The organism is Rhizobium tropici CIAT 899 (assembly GCF_000330885.1).
Taxonomy (GTDB): Bacteria; Pseudomonadota; Alphaproteobacteria; order Rhizobiales; family Rhizobiaceae; genus Rhizobium; species Rhizobium tropici.
This window is the reverse complement of sequence record NC_020062.1, coordinates 240,831-261,031: the sequence shown is the minus strand read 5'-3', so window position 1 is coordinate 261,031 and position 20,201 is coordinate 240,831. Positions and strand designations below refer to the sequence as shown.

Sequence of the window (20,201 nt, the reverse complement as noted above, 5' to 3'; positions counted from 1 at the left end):
GCCGACTTTGCTCATGAACGGCTCATCGGCACCCCCGCCGACCTGAGCGTTAACACCGGCCCTTAAGCAGGCTTGGACGCTCCTTCAAGATTGGCGAACATGTGGTCGATATTGAGGAAGCAGACCATGCCGTGCTCAAGGGGAATGATCCCGTGGGAAAAAGCTGGATCAAATGTCCTGCCGAGGTCGGGCACTGGCTGGATCCGGTCATTGGCGACCGATAGGATATCGGAAACCCGATCGACCACCAGGCCGATAATGTTATCACCAATTTCCGCCACAACGATGGCACCGCGATCGGTATGGGTTGCGCTGCGAATCCCAAGCTTTGCCGCAAGGTCGATAACCGGGATCACGGAACCGCGCAGATTCATCACACCAAGAACATCACGCGGCGCGTGGGGCAGCGGCGTCGCCGCCGCCCATCCCCTGATTTCCCGGATGGCAGTCGTCCGGATACAGAATTGCTGCTCGCCGAGATGGAAAGCTATGATCTCAAGCGTCGCGCCATCGAACACGGCCTCCATCAGAACTCCCCCCATTCCTTAGCCGCGGCAGCGGCTGCGCCACGCCCGCCGAATGCTCCAGCGAGTTTCTGGGTCAGAGCGCGAGCAGGCGAAGCAACGGGTTTGCTGTCTTGCTGCGCAGCACGAGGTGCGGAGACCTGGCCGCCGAGGTTAAAGCGAGCGATGAGCTGAGCCAAATTGGCCGCCTCGTCAGCAAGCCGGTTGGTGGCAGCCGTGGATTCCTCCACCATCGCCGCATTCTGTTGTGTCGTCTGGTCCATCTGGCTCACTGCGGTGCTGACTTCGGACAATCCGGTCGATTGCTCGCGCGTGGCCGTGGCGATCGAATGTACGTGCTCATTGACCTTGATGACATGGCCCTGGATCAGACCGAGAGCCTCGCCGGTTGCCGTGACCAATTTGACACCCGTATTCACCTCGCCACCAGATCTGTTGATCAGTGTCTTGATATCCTTGGCGGCCGTCGCGGAGCGCTGTGCAAGCTCACGCACTTCCTGGGCGACGACGGCAAAGCCTTTGCCCGCGTCGCCAGCACGGGCCGCTTCCACGCCGGCATTGAGAGCGAGAAGGTTTGTCTGGAAGGCGATCTCATCGATAACATTGATGATCTGGCTGATTTCACCTGATGCTTGCTCGATGCGCCCCATTGCAGCAACTGCATCTTTGACAACGTCACTCGACTGCTCAGTGCTCCTGCGCGCTTCGTCAACCATGAGACTGGCTTCGGTTGCCCGCTCCGTGGAGCTTTTCACAGCAACGGTAATCTCCTCGAGAGCAGAAGAAGTCTCCTCCAGCGCGGCGGCCTGCTGCTCCGTCCGCTTCGATAGATCGCCAGAAGCCCTACGCATTTCGCCTGCGCCGCCATTGATCGTGTCGATCGCCGAACGAACCTCACCGAGTACGGAGCGGAGATTCGACATGGTGGTGTTGACATTATGCTTCAGCTCGCCGAAAGCGCCCTGAAATTCACCGCGCATGTTCTGCGTCAGATCACCATCGGCGAGTGCCGAAACAACGCGGCGCGTTTCAGCGACACCAAGATCGACGGATGTCACAAGCTCATTGACGCTTGCAGCAAAACGATCGAGATCGGCATTGTCGTAACGCTTGGTGATACGCTGCGTGAAGTCACCGGCAACAGCGGCCGAGACCACGTCGCCGATGCTCGACTGCAGATCGGCACTCTTGGCCTGCAATGCCGCTTCTTGCGCATTCATCTCCCGCACCTTGATGCCGTTCTGCTTGAACACCTCGACAGCACGTGCCATCGCGCCCAGTTCATCGCCGCGCTCGGAACCGGGAACATCGACCGCGAGATTGCCATCGGCCAGCACGGTCATCGTCTCAGTCAGACCATTCAGCGGTCGCACAATTTGCGTGCTGGTCACGTAGACGCTGAGCAAAAGCGCAAACAAGGCACCCGCACCGAGAACAGCATAGGTGGTCACAATCGTCGTGCGGGTGACGACCCTCGCCGCATCGTCCTTCCGCTTCAGCTCCGACCTCGCCCAATCGTAAAGCGTGTTGGAATCAGCATCGAATTTCCGACGCGCGGGCCTGAATGTGTCCTTGGTAAGCTGGAAGGCTGTTGTCTTGTCTTTGACCAAGGCTACCTTCTGGATCGGCCCCGCCAAGGCCCGCAGGGCCGCGAGATCAGTTGCCAATTTTGCAAAGTCGTCCCTTCGCCGGGGATAATGGCTTGCCGCCTGGTCGATGAACTTGGTCGTTTCGTCAAAAACCTGCGTTAACTCTTCGACGGATTTCTGCATGTCGGCCGGATCCGTCTCTGCGATCATGCGATACAGAACACGACCAATCGCGTCCGAATTGCCAGTGATCTCGGCCAGTTTTATCGATCCCTCGACGTCGCTATCGACCAGTGCGGTGTATGTGTTGTCGATCAATCGCAATTTGTCGGCTTCATAGATACCGACGCCCGTGCCGATCGCGACCGTCACGAGAGTTAATATCAGCAATTTCCTGCCGATCTTTAGAGATTTCAATGTATTCGCGAGCATAGACGGCAACCTCTCTTGCGCTAGCGAGCGCAACGAAATGTTGATTCACGTAAGGATGTAGATGGTGAATCCGTTAATTGGCATTTTCCGAAACGATTCAAATCATTTAAATCATAAAATATACTTATATTCGATAAGTACAGTTCTCATTCGATATTATACTTTATAATAGTTGGTTAATAAAAACTTTTTAGATCGAGAAGCTCGTACTTACATGCGTATTTTGGATAGAGAGTTCAGAAACTGGCCTAACGTTGCCTTCTCATGTTTATCGAAGGTAGGGGGTCGAAGCGGGCGCCAGGCAATTACAAGGAAACAGATGATTTCCTCTAGCGCTGTCACCCTCGAAATTACAAAGACGAACCAGCGATTTCATGCGCGTGCAACGATGTTTTTGCGCGGCATGGACGAGGAAAGGGTGGCAGAGCAAAAGCAGCAGCCAATATAGACGGGTTTGCGCTCGAAGTTTCGGATGCACACCAGGTATAGCTGTCTTATCGCCGCCGTCTTGTTTCGGACGGCTTCTCTCCAAATGCTGCCTGGTAGGTTGCGGAGAAGCGACCGAAATGGAAGAAGCCCCATTTCAAGCATAGCTTCGACAGGGGTTCGTTGTTTCCGGAATCCAAGAGATCATTTCTGACCGACATAAGCCGCATTTCACGCAGAAACTCTGACGGTGAACGGCCCTTGAATGTCCTGAACCCGATTTCCAATGCTCGAACGGATACTTCGGCAGCCTCCGCCACTTCCCTTATTAACAACGGCTTACTGATATTCATCTGCATGAAATCGATTGCGCGACGAACATGCCTTGGGGATATAAGATGGATTTTCTTTTGCAAAAGATGAGAATGCGCATGAGGGACTGCACGGATAATCAGGTCGGCCATTGCTTCTGTCAGATTCGACAACGCAATCGGGCACTGCAGAAGTGGCCCTCCGTCCTTGACACCGAAATAGATCGTTTGCCATAACATGTTGAGTAGATTTGTTGGCTTTTCCTGCAGGTCAAGCGCTTGCCCTATATCAAGACGACCCACCAGCGGCGCCTCAAAGGCCGCAGCATACGCTTGCGCAATTGCTGCCCAACTCAATTGCAAACTTTCGGATAAATGATAGCCTGGCGCAACGGAGATAATGTCCGGCTCATGATTGTTGATAAGCAAAAGTTTGCCCGGCGTTCCAACCACTTCTCGGGAAAGTCCGGAAACGGTGATCGCACCCGAACGAGTCAATACCAATGAGAGCGTCTCTGGTGTCTCCGAAGCAGTCCGAGCACACCAGCCGCCGTTATCCCGATTGGTTACCAATGACAATCTCTCATTGGCCCAAAAATTAACCTGCCAATCTAGCGGCTCGTCCCGGCCGAGACGCCATCCATCAAATGAACCGTAGCCCTGTGTCAAGGCTGCGACCATCTCGTCAAAGCTCGAACCTTTCAACGTCTGCATGCCAGTTCCAATCTCATCCTTTGCGATTGACGGTATCGCTGGCCGTCACGTTAACTGTTGGCACTTTTCTTGTGCCCAGTATCCGAAGCATGACACTACGATGGCTTTAGTGGTAGTTTTGATCGCGGAGGGATGGGTGAAGCGCATATAGGCGCCTACATCGCAACGAGAGGTTCGCAGATAGATTTAGGCATGTCAGAGGGCTTATTCCTTTAACGTCTAAACAGCGCTGCTTGCTTCGATTGCTACTACTCGTTTTACTGAAGGAATTCGGTCCCCAAGGCTCCGCATTCTCTGTCAGCTATTCTATTCAAGTCTAAGTGGGTTGTTTCATGCCATTTTATGCCCTGCATTCAGCCCCCCAATTACCGAGCGCCCTTCCCAGGCGATCCAGTTGGCGATTAGGTTCTATCGTAGACTAGTTGCTTGATGAAAGTCGGGCATTGCCCCGCTTTGATGCGCTGGAGCGCTTTCTGCTTTTATTGGATACACGCGCGCAAAACGTCTACAACCTATCGGATTTCCCGTCTCTTGCATCGTCAATTTTCAACGCGTTCGCTACTGTAAGGGACCATAGAGCATCGGCCAAGAGGTGCTGCGGCGAACCGCTCATTTCAACCGAGCTCATTTGCCAATCGTCGCTTTCTGCCCGTGGAATTGCTAAAAAATCGCCAACAGGCGCTGTTTGCGCGGCGCCTCCATACACGGACGAATCGCCTCCGCGCCTGCTTTGATAGAAATTTTGTCTTATGTCTGATGTCGCATTCATTGTCGTCACAGACTTGACTCCGCGCTACCCTGTTCCCACTCAAGCCACGATTTTACGAGACGGAGCTGACGCGAAAGCTTTTCCACGCAGTCGACACATATCCCGCATCCGAACGGACGATCCGATACGCGCAAGCGAATTGCGGAGAATATGTATAACTCGAGCCGAATCTTGCGCAGGACACGGCACATGGGATTTGCTGCTGCCGATCGTCATGATGACGATCGGCGCCATGGCCGTTGCGCAATGCGACAGCATTCTCCCCCCAACGCTTCGAGCCATGGCGCCCCAGATCCGTCCATTTGAGGATTGAGGTAAGCGCTCATCCAAGAAGGCGATCACGGATCAAGACATAAGGACAACGTGGCATCGGAACACCGCGTGGCCACACAGGTGAAATTTCAAAAATCGGTTGAACGCAAGAGAGAAGACCGCTGACGCCAGTCGTCTCCAGCATCCGGCCGGAATCCGATCCCCCGATGCTAGGCAACACGGACTTGCTTCCCGTTAGAAGGGGTTCACACCCCGCAAAATGGCCTCGGTGCCGCGGTCTGCATAGATACATTGACCGATGAGCATGGACGATTCTGGGCCGACCAGAAACCTTGCGATTTCCGCGAGCTCGATCGGTTGGGACAGCACGTTCTCCGCCTGGGGATGCATCGCCAGCAGATATTGTCTCTGGACGTCATTATCGAGCGTCGAGCGGGTCATCGGCGTCTCAGTCAGGCCGGGAGCGATGGCATTGACCTTGATCCCTCTCCCGCCCCAGTCGGGCGAGACGGCGAGATGCCTCATCCAGCGATTGATGGCGACCTTGGTCGCGCAGTAGAACTCGGTCGGATCTTCCGAGCTCGGATAGCGTCTCACTATCTCGGTCAGGTTGCGCTTTAGAAGCAGCGCAACGATTTCCTCGTTGGGCTTCTCCAGGGACATTCTGGAAGACGTTACGACCACCCTGGGGGCCGTAGACATCAGGAGGAGCGGATGAATACCTTCTACGAGGTCTATTGTTCCAAAGAAATTCACGAGGAGCGTGGCTCCAACAGGACCGCCGAGCCCTGCCCACGTCACGATCCCGTCGACGCCGTCTTTCAAGCTTTCCTTAAGTAGGGCCACCGCCTCCGCCCGCCCCTCTATTGTGGCAAGATCCGCGTTGATATCTGCATTCCGAATGTCGACTCGAACCACTCGGTCGCCTCTAGACTCAAGAAGCTCGGCTGTGGCCTTGCCAATTCCGCTCGCTGCACCGGTAACAACAATCGATCTATTCACTTTTTCCTCCTGTTCCTAATTGGTGCGCCCTTGGCACACCGGTTCCATTCATGCTCTTGTTTGTACTGGGACAGAGAAAGCCGCCGGCCCACAGACAACGCTATCGAAATGAACATGCCCTCATCTCATTGAGGCCGGTTCGATCATGATCGCGATGGCGCATCACCCCACGGATCAATCATCACTTTGCACTCGTGACTCGGAGTTCTCAGTCGCTCAAAGACGCCCGGCAAAATATCGAGGCTAACGACGTTCGTGATCATGGCACGTGGCTCGACATGACCGGCGGCAAGGGAGTCGATGGCGATCTGATAGTCGCGCAAGGAATAAAGTATCGGAAACTTCAGAACCACCTCGCGCATTGCTGCCTGCGCAGTCACGAATGACTCCGGCGCCATGCAAAAGCCAAGAGAGACAACAGTGCCCCTTGGCCGGACCATCGATACCGCTGCGCTCAGAAGACCGGGCTTGCCGACGCATTCGAAGACGAATTCCGCCCTAGCTTCCCTGCCCTCGCCGCCTTGCTGACCGTCTTGGGCCGCTGGAGGACGGCTGCCTTCAGCGCCCATCGCCATCGCCATTTCAATGCGAGCGGGGTTCCCCTCGACAACCTCGATTCGCGATGCTCCGAAACGTCGAGCCCAATATATCACCGAAAGGCCAGAAACTGATATGCTCTGCGGGCCTCAATCGGAGAAGGCTCATGAAATCACTAGGTCCATATCGGCGGCATTCGACGCCGTTCAAATTGCAGCTTCGTCAGGATATTCGAAGCGGTGTCATCGGACGGCGAGATGCGCAATGTACTTACGGCGTCTCGGTCAACCTCATTCAGTTGTGGCGTTAGCGTCGGGTTAACGAGTCTGTCGGGAGCGGGTTGGTATTTGGTGGCAAAGACCGAAATCTCTCCTGCTCCCTTCAGACGCCATCGTTTTCCAGCCGAGATTATCGCCCATGCGGTGTGGCTTTATTACCGGTTTCCGCTGAGCCTTCGTGATCTCGAAGATCTGCTTGCCGAACGCGGGATTGAAGTATCGTTTCAGACAGTGTCGGAATGGGTGATGAAATTTGGCCTCACGTTCGCTTATCAACTCCGGCAGCGATCACGCGGCAACTTTGTCGACAAATGGCATCTTGATGAACTCGTCGTGTCGATCAAGGGCAGGAAATACTGGCTGTGGCGTGCCGTCGACGCCGAAGGCTTTATTCTCGATGCGCTTTTACAACGCCGTAGGAACAACAGCGCTGCGCTGCGGCTGATGCGCAAGCCGCTCGAAAGCCAGGGAGGCATGCCCAGGGTTGATGGTCACCGACAAGCTGCGCTCCCATGCTGCCGCGAAAGCCAGGTTGATGCCCGGCGTTGAGCATCGATCGCACGAGGGGTTGAACAACCGCGCCGAAAATTCTCATCTTCCGCTGCGGCGACGAGAAGGCGGATGATGCGCTTCAAATCGGCGCGGCAATGTCAAGGTTTCGCCTCGACACAGGGCCAGATCGCCAACCTCCTTCATCTCCATCGGAAACATCTCACTGCCGCAGACCGCCGAAAGCTTCGCGCCAGCGCCGTCAACACCTGGCGTGAAATCGCATTGTCGACCGTGCTCTGAAATTCGGAACCGCCTGCCTTCCGCGGCCACGATCCGCTAAGGCGACGCCACCTTTGTGCATAAGGAAAACCTAGTCCGGCCTCACCACCCCTCAAGACGATGATTGTTCTGTGGCTTCAAGGACATATGCATCCCATTAAAACTTGACATCTTTTATCATGTTATTTAGCGGTTTTGTGCCGATGGTCGCGGCTTACGAGATCAGGCGATGACTGGTTAGGGGATTTTTACATGAAGTTTATGTTGGGGTGCACAGTCGTTATAAGCGCTGTGGCAAACGGTGCCGCATACGGGCAGAGTGCCACCGAATTGGCACCAATAGTGATTACCGCGAAGAAAGACGCCACGTCCACGATCGGAACCCTGCCGGAAGAATATGCAGGCGGCCAGGTTGCGAAAGGCGCACGCCTAGGGGCTCTGGGAAACCGGGATTTCATGGAGACCCCTTTTAATGTGACTGGGTATACATCTCAGAAAATCGAGGACCAGGGTGCCCAGACCGTGGGCGAGGTGATGGACAACGATCCGTCTGTCAGAAATACCCACTCCTCCGGGGGGATGTTGGACTCTTTCTACATCAGAGGCTTTCCGGTCGGCGAAGGCAACGCCGGCGAAATCGCGTTTGATGGGATTTATGGCATCGCCCCTACGTACCGGGTCTTCACCGAATATGCCGAGCGGGTCGAGGTGCTAAAGGGTCCGACAGCTTTCCTTTACGGAATTTCTCCCAACAGCGCCGTCGGCGGCACCATCAACATCGTTCCGAAGCGGGCGCTCGATGAGGATCTGACGCGGCTGACGACAGATTACGCTTCCGACTTTCAGGGCGGTGTTCATGTCGACGTGTCGCGGCGGTTCGGCGACGAACGGCAATTCGGTATTCGTCTTAACGGCAGTGTCCACGGTGGCGACACCCCGATTGATGATCAGACACGGGACTTTTACGTCGGAGCCCTGGCTCTTGATTATCAAGGGGAAAATCTTCGAGCCACACTCGACGTAATCGGACAGCGCGAAACTTTTGACGCGCCGCAACGTCCCTTCTTTCAAACCACCGGCTTGATTGTGCCGAGCGCGCCCGACGGATCGCTCAATGTCCAGGAGCCGTGGGAGTGGTCGAAGAGTACGGACCGCTCGGTTTTGGGCCGGGTCGAATATGATGTGACCGACGATATCACCTGGTTTGGCGCCGTCGGCGGCGGCAATTCCCATGTGCACCGCCTTTTTGGCCTGCCAACCATCCTCAACCCGGCAGGCGACGTCAGCATTACGCCACAGAATGCGGTGTTCGACGTCGATAGACTGACGGCAGAAACGGGCATCCGCGCCAAGTTTGACACTGGGCCGATCTCCCACATGATGACCGTGCAGGCGAGCTATCTCCACCAGAGCCTCGATCGTGCGATCGTTTCGGGCACTGCCCAGCTGAGCAACATGTACGACCCTGTCCGTCGTATCGAGCAGTTCGTCGCCAATCCCAGTTCAGTGCCGAAGGTCTCTGAAGCCAGGCTGTCCGGTATCGGCCTGTCGGACACCTTGTCGATGCTCGACGAGCGCGTGCAGCTCACTCTCGGCGGTCGCTTCCAGCAGATCGACTCGAAGAACTTCAATGCGACAACAGGCGCCGTGTCGTCATCTTCGGATGAGGATGCCGTCACGCCCCTCGTTGGCCTCGTTGTCCGTCCCTGGGACGAGGTTTCCTTCTATGCCAACTACGCGCAGGGTCTGAGCATAGGCGATACCGCTCCCACCACGGCCATCAATGCGGGCCAAACGCTCGCTCCATACAAGACTACGCAATACGAGATCGGTACCAAAGTCGACCTCGGACAGATTGCCATGACTGTCAGCGCATTCCAGATCGAGAAGCCCTTCGGCCAGTTGGAGCCAAGCGGCGGCGGCCAGCTCTTTACCGCCGGCGGGGAACAGCGCAATCGCGGCGTTGAGTTCAACGTGTTTGGCGAAGTCACGGACGATTTGCGCTTGCTTGGCGGCTTGATGCTGATGGATGGTGAACTGACGAATACCTCGAGCGCTGCGACCCGCGGCAAGCGCCCGGTCGGCGTGCCAAAGATCCAGGCGAACATCGGGGCGGAATGGGATGCGTCTTTCCTGGAAGGCCTGACGCTGACGGCCAATGTCATTCACACCGGCGAACAGTATATCAACACCACGAACACGCTAAGGATCCCTTCCTGGACGCGGCTTGATCTCGGCGCGCGCTACAAGACGGAGATCGAAAAGAGGCCCGTCACATTCCGGGCCTCCGTCGAAAACGTCTTCGATAAGGATTATTGGTCTGGGGTCGCCAGCTTCAGCACGATCGCCCAGGGTGCGCCGCGAACTTTCAAGGTATCGATGACCACGGACTTCTGAGGCGATTGAAAATAGCCTAGGCAGGCTTCATACTGCATCATCGACGATCAGGTGAAGCTTGCCTTGAGAACATGTCTCGAGACGGCTTTTCACACGAAATGCCACCTCGAGATTTCCGGGCGTCAGCACTTCGGTGACTGGGCCGAAAGCATGCAATGTTCCATGCGCAAGAATGGCGATCTTGTCTGCAAACTTCATCGCCAGATTCAGGTCATGCACGGCGATGATGACGAGTAGTCCCTTTTCCTTCGCCAGTGAGCTGACATGCCTCATGACGTCGAATTGACGATGGAGATCAAGGGCGCTCGTCGGCTCGTCGAGAAGTAGCACCGTCGGAGTGCGGACAACGCATTGCGCAAGGGCCACGAGCTGGCGCTGACCGCCGCTTAACTCCGAAACATATTCCGACGCGAGATTTGCGATTTGCAAAGCGGCCAATGCTCGCTCGACCTCATGGAGATCCGCATCAGCCAGCTTCCAGCCGCTGGTCTGCTTGCGCGCCAAAAGCACGGCTTCGAAGACGGTCAACGCCGCTCCGCTCACCTGATCCTGCGGCATGTAAGCGATCGCGGTTTCGCGATCGTCGACACCCGCCAGCCAACATTCTCCGGTGCCCGGAAGAATGCCGGCTATACGGCGCAGAAGCGTCGACTTGCCCGCAGCATTGGCTCCGATCAGCGCGATGATTTCTCCTCCGTGGCATGGAGGCAAGGATACCTCGCGGAGGACAGATCGTGCGCCGTAAACCGCCCCCAACGCGTTTGTGCTGAGTACTACCACGTTTCCCGCCCTCCCTTCAGGATAAGATAAAAGAAGATCGGCAGGCCTATGACGGCGGTTATGACGCCGATCGGTAAAACCGCGCCCGGCACGAGAACTTTCGCCATCGTGGAACTGGAAGACATGATCAAGGCTCCGATCATGGCGCTGGCAGGAAGCAGGTGCCGCTGATCCTCACCGACAAGCATCCTCGCAATGTGTGGCGCCACAAGTCCGACAAACCCGATCGTTCCGACAAATGCGACCGGGATGGATGACAGGAGCGATATGAGCACGAGCGTTTCCAGTCGAAGGCGACGAACCGGGACTCCAAAGGATGCCGCGCGAGCCTCTCCGAGCCGAAGTGCCGTCAACTGCCAGCGTCGATAGACGAAGATGGGAATGGTGAGAACCAGGACGGCGATTGTCACGGCAAGCTTCGGCCAGGTTGCCTTGGTCAAGCTGCCCATCGTCCAGAACACGATGGAGGCAACAGCCTGATCGTTTGCAAAATACTGAACCATCGCCAATGCGGTATTGAAGCTGAACACCAGCGCGATGCCGAGCAACACGATCGTCTGGACAGAGCTTCCCCGCCGCAATCCCACTGAATGGATGATGAGGGCAGATCCAAGTGCCATGATAAAAGCATTGACCGCAACGATATATTCGCCGGCGACTGGAATGAAGGACAGGCCGAAAGCGAGAGCGAGCGCCGCACCGAAGCTTGCTGCAGACGAAATTCCAAGAGTGAACGGGCTCGCGAGCGGGTTGTTAAGGACCGTCTGCATCTGAACGCCGGCGGTCGCCAACGCCATTCCGACGACAATAGCCATGAGGGCTGACGGCATCCGAATGGACCAGATCACAACACGCATCTGGGGCTGCGCATCCGCGGGCATCAGCGTGGTCTTCAACACATCGTCCAGTCCGTACCAGGCTGGACCGGTGGCAATATCGGCGAGAAACGCAAAGACTACGCCTGCAAGCAGCAGACAAAGCACAAGATGTTTTCTGAGGTTTGCCAGGCGATAGCGGCCGACCGCATTACCGTGGCCCATGGCTCTCTGGGTTTCAGTCATTGTACTTGGGCATCGAGGCTGACGGCGTAGCCGGGTTGATAGGCGATCGGCAGGAAGCGCTTGTGATATTCAGCGAACGTCTTGTCCGGGTCGAGATCGGTGAAGAGATCGGGGTGAAGCCATTTTGCAATCCATTGGACCGCGATAAATTCGTAGGGGCTGTTGTAAAACTGGTGCCAGATGGCATGGAAATTGCGCTTCGTCTGCGCCGTTGTCCCGGCATAAGCATCCCGCATCGTATACCACTCGAGCTTCTTCCTCGAGGCATCCAGATCTGCATTTGGGCCAACAGGAATCCAGCGGCCGCCAGGCACGTAGGCTTGCCAATCGGCGCTGGTGACAATGACCTGATCGGGATTGGAGACGACCACCTGTTCGGGACTGAGCTGCCCGAATGTCGAAGGCAGAAAATCACTGCCAATATTGTGCCCGCCTGCCAGATCGACATATTTGCCGAAATTCTCGGCGCCGAAGGACAGGCAGCAGTCCTCCGTATATCCGCCGATACGCTCGATGAAAACCTTTGGACGCCCCGGCTTCGTCTTGGCAAGCACGTCCTCGACCCGTTCCATGGCCTGTTTGCGGAACGCGATCACGTCTTCGGCTCGCTCCTCGCGCCCCATGATCTTGCCGAGCAGCCGGATGGTCGGGTCCGTATTCTGAAGTGGATTGTGCCTGAAATCGATATAGAGGACCGGTATGTCGAGAGATGCGAGTTTCTCGACATACTGAGCGTCTTCATTGGCCTGTTTGGCTTCCAGGTTGAGGAGAACCACGTCTGGTTTCTTCACGATCGCGGATTCGATATCGATCAGACTTCCTTCATTTCCCTTGAAGGTCGGCAATTTCGCAAGCTCGGGGAATTTGTCGAGATATTGCTTGTAGGTCGCGGGATCAGCTTCGATCAGATCGTTACGCCATGCGACGATCCGCTGCAGCGGATCCTCTCTGTCGAGCGATGCGACCAGATAGAGCTGTCTGCCTTCTCCGAGCAGCATCCTGCCGACGGGTACCTTAATTTGCACATCACGCCCGGCGATATCCTTGACGGTAATCGTCGTTTGCGGAACCGCATCATTTTCTGCGCGAGCAGAGAGCGCGGCGATCGGCGTCAGCAACAGGATTATCGCAAACGCGTGGATGCGAAGGCAGGTCACAGGGAATCTCCAACAGGTAGCCGCGGGCGTGCACACAACCACAGGCCGACGGCAGTAAAAAGGGATACTGCGTAAAGCAGCGACACGAGAGGGAAAACGCTTGCAAGTCCGAATATCTGGGTAGTGCCTGCTCCGATGGCTATCCCCGCCACTGATGCGATCTGCTGCCAGGACTGGGCAGTGCCTAGCACCGAGCCCTGACGACCATCGGCTGTCGCTGCGGAAATCAGCGCCACGAGAATGGGTGTCGTACCACCCAACAGGCTGCCCCAGAGCAGATAGATCACGGCGAAATATTCGATGGAGCGAGTGAGGCCGGCAAGACTGGTGAGCAATGCGCATCCACCAGCAATCAGGATCATCCAACCAAGGATGAAGCTTGCCGAACGGTCATTGAAAAATTGCGCCCAGAGCGGAGCCGCCACGACAAAGCCGAGCGCTAGGAGGCCATAGCTGAAGCCAGTGACCCAGTGAGGTGCGCGAAAGACCTCAACCATGTACAGCGCAAAAGGCACCTGCAAGACCATTCGGCTGGCAAGCATCATCCCCATCAATGTCAACAGGCTCCAGACGGGCGCCGTGGCACGCCCTTTGGCGACATGATCTTGCCGCACCAGGGCTCGGTCAGTTCTGCTCGCCTGCGCCTGCGCCTGCGCCTGCGCCTGCGCCTGCGCCACCACCACCGCCACCGGTCGCGGCAAGATCGCCCAAGCGGCAATGGCACAGACGGCGCAGATGAAACCGGCCGCCAGGTTGATCGTCGTGAAGGAGGATGCATCCAGGATGAGGCCGCCCAGAAAAGCACCGCCGAGCGAACCGACATTGGTCGCCACCTGAAGCCAGGTCAGAAGCACCCCTCGGTTACGGCCGCCTGTAATCTGGATGCCATAGGCCTGGGCCGGCGCGATATAGCCGGCGCAACATCCCTGCAGGAACCGCAGGAGCAGGATCAGCCAGACATCCTGAGCAAAGGAAACGAGGATCTGGGTGATCGCAAGCCCGGCGAGCGCTCTGACCATCATCAGGCGGTTGCCGTACCGGTCACCCATCCGTCCCCAGAGCGAGCTGGTCAGAGACACGCCGAGCATGGGGCCTACATAGACCCCGATTCCGGCCAACGCGAAAATTCCACCGGAGGACGACAATTCCTCGATGCGCAGTGGCCAGAACGGGCCGCTCATCTCCATGGCCCCCATGGAGATGAATTGCAGGCCGAAGAGAATAGCAAAGACCGGCCCGAAGCCGCGAATAACCGCGATAGTCCCCGTCATGGCGTCTCTGTCAGCGGGTTTGGCAGTTCGTGCTCTACGCGATAGTCGCGATACCGCTCGAGATGCATGCGTAAGACAGACCGTGTTGGCCAGGGACGATTGAGAAACGCTTCCCGCTCCTCCAGCCAGAACGCGTCCGACAGCATGCGGGATCGAACCCGATCAAAAGCATCTTCGGTCTGCTGTCGCAGGATCACCCATGCTTCGCTGAGCCCGAAATGTTCGTTCAGGCAAAGCGCCACTTCATGGAGATGGCAAACGAAACATGCATCGATGACGAACGACCGAACAAGAGCGATGTCGTCGTTGAAGGTGGTCGGCAAGATACCGGCGCGACTAAAGGGCTTCAGCTGATATCCTCGGGCCTCGAACAAGGGAGCGAAGCTCCGGCCATCACCAAAGTCTCGAATGACCAGACGCTGCGGGCGCCCTGACGGATCGAAGAGGACCGTGCTGTTCTGCTGGTGAGCTTCGAAAGCGATGCCATACAAAAGATACATGGCGATCGTTGGCCCTAGAACGACCGCGGCGTAGGTGCGAAAGAATTCCGCGGCTGCTGGCCGATCGTTGCCCATGCGCGCGATCAGTTCGCAGATCAGTGGCCGGCCATCGACGGGGCTTGCCGCCAACAAGGCGGCCACCGTGACAGGCAGCAGGCCGTCCTTGCGTGAGATGGCAGCGACTTCGCGATAGACGACCGAAAGGAAACGGCCAGGATGTTCGTCGCCTGTTTCGGGATGGTGGAGGATCGCACCGAGCTCTTCGCGGAAAAACTCCAGGTTGCTGCCAATGGCTTCGTCCGCAGCGAGAATATCGGAGATTAGGGTGCTGAGCCTCGGCCCCATGTGAATGGACTTTGCCTGCAAAGTCCGCATTTCGCTTGTCATCCAGACTGCGACGGGCAGCTTGATAAATGGTCTTGCCTCTTCCAGGTCCGGCAACATCGTGCGAAAGGACATGGATGGGATTGTGGCAATCTCCGGTCCATCGACCAGAAGCACACCGGCAGCGATCTCGTCGGCAAATTCACGGCGGACAAAATGATCCAGGTGCCAGGCATGGATCGGCAAGGGCAGCCAGTCCGCAGGCGTTTGCCCCTTTTCTGTCAAGGCGTTCACCCACGCGTCCCAAAGCTCCGGATAATTGTGGCGGAACCAGCCGTTATAGCTGTCTACGTGGGACATCATCTCGACATAGGCCCAGTCCTGCCGCAGGGCGGCTATGCGCAGATTGACGCGTGCGCCGAACTCCGGCGACAGAGCCTCGACCTCCCGCGCCGAGAGGCCGGGCTTCGATTTCCAGGTCGGGTAAAATGGATGTCCTTCCAAGGATCCCCACTGGTCCAGCAGCATGGCCGCCTGATGGACAGGGTGTGTGCGCTGAAGATGGGAAATAAGGCCGGTGTCTCCGTCATCAGCTATTTTCCGGCTCAGGGATTCAATCCAGTTTTCCCGGTGGCGACGGATCAATGCGTCGTTTTGCATGCTGTTGTCGATATCGGCAAGCAGGCGAGCGATCCCGTCCGAGGCCGGTTCGACCGACCAGTCCGCCGAGCTTTCGGCGATGAGATCCGCAGGTTCATCCAGTCGTCGACGCCTGCCCTTGTCGTCGATGACGTCGATCACGCCACGGTTCAGCATCGTATTGGCCGGCAGGCGCTGCAGGTCCGCGAAATGGAGTACCTTTCTCGCGGCCCATAAGGGAAGCCATGCCTGTCTCCCATCTTCGGACCACAACAGGGCATCGGGATTGAGAATGCGTTCGGCAAGGAGGCATCGCACGAGGCGCGCCAGAGCGTTGTGTCTTGCCTGCTGGTGAAGCTGCGGGTCGAGCATATCGCTTCCGCCTGCACGAGATGTCACGATATTTTCATTCATCCGATTGCCTCGGCCCATGTCACGGGAACAAAATTCAGAGGTGGCTGCGGCAGATTGCCGTGATAGGCCCGCGCCCAATGATAGGTCGTTTCGATAGCGGGTACCGGCACATCCAGCCGCCTGGCCATTTCCAGGAGGAGAGCCTGACCGAAAGCAATGTCTTCATGAAAGGCGCGGCTTTCCCGATCGATGACGAGGCCCGGTCCATCCGGGTTGGCGACGAGCGGCGCATGAATGCCGGCGTAGGCCTCGTTGGTTCTCAGCAGCGAATACATCGTGCTGTCGTCGCCGATCTGATCGCCATAAGCCTCGATCAACTCTTGCCGAAGCGGCTTTACGCTTGCTAGATTGACCTTGAGCCGCCTTTCGGCTGCGTGCTTGAGCGCCTGATTTTCGGCATCGCAAGCTTCCAGCATGTCAGCACCGGTGCGCGGGCAATCGCTCCACCAGCAGATCGGCTCATCGAAGGGCCGTTTCTCCCATAGTGCACCGGGACCGACCAGCCCGTACAGAACAGCCGGATGCATCAATGCATTACCAGGCGTAAGCGTAATCTCGAGATAGTCGTCAAGGATGCTGATAGGCGCTTCGTACAGCCGGCCGAGCAAATCCGATAACTTTTCTTTCGCGGCTGTCGCCTCTCGGCGATGAAGTGCTGCATAGAGCTGAGCCTTCGCTCCACCCATGCGCACTTCGCTCCCCGCAATCAGATTGTAAGCGGTATGGGGGACGTCCTTCATTCCCCAGATGACAACATTACCGCGATCGCCGAATGCAGTCTCGGCGAGCCAGTCGAACCCGCAAAATCCCGGGATGGCCCCGACGAAGACGCGCTTATGTTCCGGCAGATGAGGGGCGATCTGCCGGAGGAGCGCCGGACGCGCCTGGGCAGGTTGCGTCACGACGACCAGATCCGCTCCGGCAAGCGCCGTGCGAGGATCAGTACCGACATGATCGATCCTTCCCTCCAGAGAGCTGCCATCGGACAAATTCACCCGCCAGATCTGCCGTCCGCTCGACCATTTCCCGGCGAGCTCGGCCGATGATGTCAGAACGGACACTTCCACGCCGTCCTGTTGCTTGAACAGGACGGCATTCAGATGGCCGGTTCGCCCGGCTCCGCATATCGTGACCTTCATGCAGCGCGTGCCTGCCCGAAAAGCCACGCATCGAGCTGGCTGGCGACGGACGGGTCGAACAGGCCGCGTTTTGCCATCCAGTCGTCATCGAAGACCGAGCCGAGATATTTTTCTCCTCCGTCGGCTACGGTCGTCACGACAGTACCTTGCAACTTCCCTGAAGCTATGAATTCGAGAGCCTTGTAGATCGCCCCACCCGTCGAACCGCCAACGAGCAGTGCCTTGCGACGCGCAATGTAACGTGCCGTCTCGAATGCCTGCTGATCGGTAACCTGTACGCCTTCGTCAATGCAGCTGTAGTCAAGGACCTTGCCGACTTCGTCGCCGGCCGGCGTGCCGGTTCCGGACTGGTAATAGGGACGTCCTGGTTGTCCGAACACGATGGAGCCCGCAGGCTCCACGGCAATCGTGCGGATTGCTGGTAAGAGCTGCTTGAGCCGCCGCGAAATGCCGGTCATCGATCCGCCCGTGCCGACGCATCCCACGAAAGCATCGATGCCGTCGGGAAGCTGCTCCATCAGTTCATCAACATAACCGGCATAACCTTCGGGATTGGCAGGGTTGTCGGACTGGTTCATGAACAGGGCACCCGGCAGTTGCGCCCCAAGCTGTGCTGCCAGTCTCTGTCTGGCGACGACGGCCACTTCGTCTTCCTTGAAGTCTCCCTCGACATAACGGATTTCGGCGCCGATCGCCCGCATCATGCGGATCTTGTCCGGAGCGGCATGATGATCCACGACGGCAATGAAGTTCAACCCAAACTCAACCGCCGCCAGCGCCAGGCCAATGCCGGTGTTTCCCGAGGACGATTCGACAATCGTGCCTCCTGGAGCAAGCCGGCCATCCTGCAAGGCCGCCACGACCATGCTGCGCGCCATGCGGTCCTTCATGGAACCGCCGGGATTGTTCTTTTCTATCTTCAGCACCAGTTTGGAATTTAGGCTCGGGATCTCGATCGACATGACCGGGGTGCGCCCAATCAATTGGGTCACATTCGTAGGAAGCATGATGTTCTCTCCTAGTTATCGGGATAGATCGATAGTTCGCCGGCTGCGCTCTTTGTTACGCACATCCGCTTAGGCATCGGGTGCCGATGAAACTCATTTTCCAGGAGATCCATCTGATAGCCGCCCGTATTGGCCCAGACGAGAACGTCTCCGGCCTCGGGAGCATGGGGAAAGCTAAGCCAGCGATTGCTCAGGACGTCTTCGTCGAGGCAGCTATGACCGGCGATGTAAGCCCGGAAGGCCTCCCCTGCGGGAGCCTGGTTGTTCTGGCGTATGAGGATGGGATCCATCATGAATTCGGAAGCAAACCAGGTCTCGCAGGCGCTGAAACTACTGCCTTCGACGAAAATCACGCCATTTCCGCCTCCAAGATCCTTCACACGAGTTATGCCGAAAGCTGAAATCGCCGCCTGGTCGACAAGAGAGCGCCCCGGCTCCATCGCGAGCGTTAGCTTGTGTTGTTTCAGATAGTCTTCGATCGTCTGGCCCGACGACAGCAAAGCGCCCAAAAAACAACGAAGCCACGCCGCCGCCGATTGGGGACCGCCATAGGGATAAAAGGAAGCCGGAACTTTGCCCGTCCGGTAATCGTCCGCGCTTTGGCGCTGCAGATACTCTTCCCATGCCGCCTCGGACACATATTGCACCGGCAATCCGCCGCCGATATCGATCATTGCCGGAGAAAATCCGATCGTCCGGGCCTCCTCGATCAGCCTGACAGCCTCCTCAAACGCTACCGCCCGATCCTGCCAGCGATATCCGCCCAAATGGAAATGTATGCCGTCGAACCGGAAGCGATTATCGGCAGCGATGCGTGAGAGGCATGCTCGCACCGTGTCGGCAGCCATGCCAAAGCGGCTTTTCTCATGACCTTTCGGCTGTAGTCGCAAAAGGACAGGTTGCTTGGCCTCTGGCGGCAACCGGCTCGATATGTCGGCCAGCTCCTCCGGACTGTCCACGGAGACAAGAGCCTGGATGCGGACGAGTTCGTCGTGAAATTGCGCCGTTTTTGCGGGACCGGTCGCCACAATATCGTGACCTTGAGCCCCAAGTTTGACAGCATCGCGAAGCTCGTAAACGCTCGACACGTCGATGCCTGAGCCTGCCCTGAGCGCGGCTTGCATCAGGCCGGAGGATTTATTGACTTTCGAACCATAATAGATCGCGTGTCCAACTCCCCGACCGTCGAGAACGTGGCGCAGGGCATCGACATTTGCCTTGAGCTCCGACGGAAGCACGAGGTGAAGCGGAGACCCGTGCTCTTCGATCCATTTGTGCAGGAGCGGCGCCCTCGCTGTCAAAATGTCAGCGGCAAGAGGAGAGAGCAACGGAGACAACTCCGCCCCCGTGATCGGGATGATGTGAGCGGTCATCCGGCGAGCCTCTCCGAATGATCGAGAGGCTCATACCACTGCCGAAGATCGTCGAGGCTCACATCGCACGCCGGGAGATCATCCAAGAAGATGTGCCGGGTAGTTTTGATCGGAAATTTTCTTCGGCTGCGGGCGATGTCATAAATGTCGGCTGGCGTGATCGTCTCACCGGCCCTCCAGGCCTCGACGCGTACGCTCCTGTAGTCGAGGAGAACGGCTGGAACAGCACGCAGCCCAAGCCGGAGCGCCACTTCCAAACGGTGATGCCCGTCCATCACGAAAAGCGCGTCCTTCTCCACCGTGATCGGGACAGTCCAGCTGCCGGCCGTGGAAATGAGACCATGAACTTCATCAACCCTGCCCGCATCGGTCTCCTCCGTTGGAATCAACTTATGCGGGGATATAAAATGAAATTTCATGATATTAGCCACCTTCAGTTGTCTTATTTCACTAGAATTGCGCCAAAAACTTGATGCATGTACTCATGTTATATCGCACCCTTAACGTGATCAT

At 57.1% G+C, this 20,201-nt stretch carries 15 protein-coding genes and 1 pseudogene; 2 read left to right on the top strand and 14 right to left on the bottom strand.

Annotated elements, in window-relative coordinates; translation table 11 throughout:
* Positions 1-62: 62 nt before the first annotated feature.
* From RTCIAT899_RS23385 to RTCIAT899_RS23365, 5 genes are all read right to left on the bottom strand, one after another.
* Positions 63-527 carry a chemotaxis protein CheW gene (locus tag RTCIAT899_RS23385; RefSeq protein ID WP_015342272.1) on the bottom strand — a complete coding sequence of 155 codons (465 nt, stop codon included), beginning with the start codon at positions 525-527 and terminating at the stop codon, positions 63-65.
* Positions 527-2,545 (bottom strand): HAMP domain-containing methyl-accepting chemotaxis protein, encoded by a 2,019-nt coding sequence (locus RTCIAT899_RS23380; protein WP_015342271.1) that lies wholly within the window; start codon positions 2,543-2,545, stop codon positions 527-529. Before RTCIAT899_RS23380 ends, RTCIAT899_RS23385 begins: the two co-directional genes overlap by 1 nt.
* Before the next feature lie 494 nt (positions 2,546-3,039).
* Positions 3,040-3,996 (bottom strand): helix-turn-helix transcriptional regulator, encoded by a 957-nt coding sequence (locus tag RTCIAT899_RS23375; RefSeq protein ID WP_015342270.1) that lies wholly within the window; start codon positions 3,994-3,996, stop codon positions 3,040-3,042.
* A gap of 1,276 nt (positions 3,997-5,272) precedes the next feature.
* Complete coding sequence (locus RTCIAT899_RS23370; RefSeq protein ID WP_015342268.1) at positions 5,273-6,040, bottom strand: SDR family oxidoreductase; 768 nt, start codon at positions 6,038-6,040, stop codon at positions 5,273-5,275.
* Positions 6,041-6,183: 143 nt separating this feature from the next.
* Positions 6,184-6,693, bottom strand: a complete 510-nt coding sequence (locus tag RTCIAT899_RS23365; RefSeq protein ID WP_015342267.1) for a zinc-binding dehydrogenase — start codon at positions 6,691-6,693, stop codon at positions 6,184-6,186.
* A gap of 249 nt (positions 6,694-6,942) precedes the next feature.
* On the opposite strand from RTCIAT899_RS23365, the pseudogene RTCIAT899_RS23360 reads away from it, so the two are divergent.
* Together RTCIAT899_RS23360 and RTCIAT899_RS23355 are read left to right on the top strand one after the other, a co-directional pair.
* Positions 6,943-7,647, top strand: a pseudogene (locus tag RTCIAT899_RS23360) (IS6 family transposase).
* A gap of 231 nt (positions 7,648-7,878) precedes the next feature.
* Entirely contained in the window at positions 7,879-10,023 is a 2,145-nt protein-coding gene (locus RTCIAT899_RS23355) for a TonB-dependent receptor (RefSeq protein ID WP_041678122.1), read from the top strand.
* A 27-nt stretch (positions 10,024-10,050) separates the two neighbouring features.
* Here RTCIAT899_RS23355 and RTCIAT899_RS23350 read toward each other — a convergent pair whose 3' ends face one another.
* The 9 genes from RTCIAT899_RS23350 to RTCIAT899_RS23310 form a co-directional block, all read right to left on the bottom strand.
* Complete coding sequence (locus RTCIAT899_RS23350; protein WP_135488101.1) at positions 10,051-10,734, bottom strand: ABC transporter ATP-binding protein; 684 nt, start codon at positions 10,732-10,734, stop codon at positions 10,051-10,053.
* 62 nt (positions 10,735-10,796) lie between these two features.
* Positions 10,797-11,864, bottom strand: a complete 1,068-nt coding sequence (locus RTCIAT899_RS23345; RefSeq protein WP_051043332.1) for a FecCD family ABC transporter permease — start codon at positions 11,862-11,864, stop codon at positions 10,797-10,799.
* Positions 11,861-13,021 carry an ABC transporter substrate-binding protein gene (locus RTCIAT899_RS23340; RefSeq protein WP_015342263.1) on the bottom strand — a complete coding sequence of 387 codons (1,161 nt, stop codon included), beginning with the start codon at positions 13,019-13,021 and terminating at the stop codon, positions 11,861-11,863. The genes RTCIAT899_RS23345 and RTCIAT899_RS23340 overlap by 4 nt, the downstream gene beginning before the upstream one ends.
* A complete protein-coding gene (locus RTCIAT899_RS23335; RefSeq protein WP_015342262.1) occupies positions 13,018-14,292 on the bottom strand; it encodes an MFS transporter in 1,275 nt (424 codons plus the stop codon). Before RTCIAT899_RS23335 ends, RTCIAT899_RS23340 begins: the two co-directional genes overlap by 4 nt.
* Positions 14,289-16,169, bottom strand: a complete 1,881-nt coding sequence (locus RTCIAT899_RS23330; protein WP_015342261.1) for an IucA/IucC family protein — start codon at positions 16,167-16,169, stop codon at positions 14,289-14,291. Before RTCIAT899_RS23330 ends, RTCIAT899_RS23335 begins: the two co-directional genes overlap by 4 nt.
* Positions 16,166-17,308 carry an NAD/NADP octopine/nopaline dehydrogenase family protein gene (locus RTCIAT899_RS23325; protein ID WP_015342260.1) on the bottom strand — a complete coding sequence of 381 codons (1,143 nt, stop codon included), beginning with the start codon at positions 17,306-17,308 and terminating at the stop codon, positions 16,166-16,168. Before RTCIAT899_RS23325 ends, RTCIAT899_RS23330 begins: the two co-directional genes overlap by 4 nt.
* Positions 17,305-18,315 carry a cysteine synthase family protein gene (locus tag RTCIAT899_RS23320; protein ID WP_015342259.1) on the bottom strand — a complete coding sequence of 337 codons (1,011 nt, stop codon included), beginning with the start codon at positions 18,313-18,315 and terminating at the stop codon, positions 17,305-17,307. Before RTCIAT899_RS23320 ends, RTCIAT899_RS23325 begins: the two co-directional genes overlap by 4 nt.
* Before the next feature lie 11 nt (positions 18,316-18,326).
* Entirely contained in the window at positions 18,327-19,688 is a 1,362-nt protein-coding gene (locus RTCIAT899_RS23315) for a Y4yA family PLP-dependent enzyme (protein WP_015342258.1), read from the bottom strand.
* A complete protein-coding gene (locus RTCIAT899_RS23310) occupies positions 19,685-20,107 on the bottom strand; it encodes a ParB N-terminal domain-containing protein (protein ID WP_041678121.1) in 423 nt (140 codons plus the stop codon). The genes RTCIAT899_RS23315 and RTCIAT899_RS23310 overlap by 4 nt, the downstream gene beginning before the upstream one ends.
* Positions 20,108-20,201 lie beyond the last annotated feature (94 nt).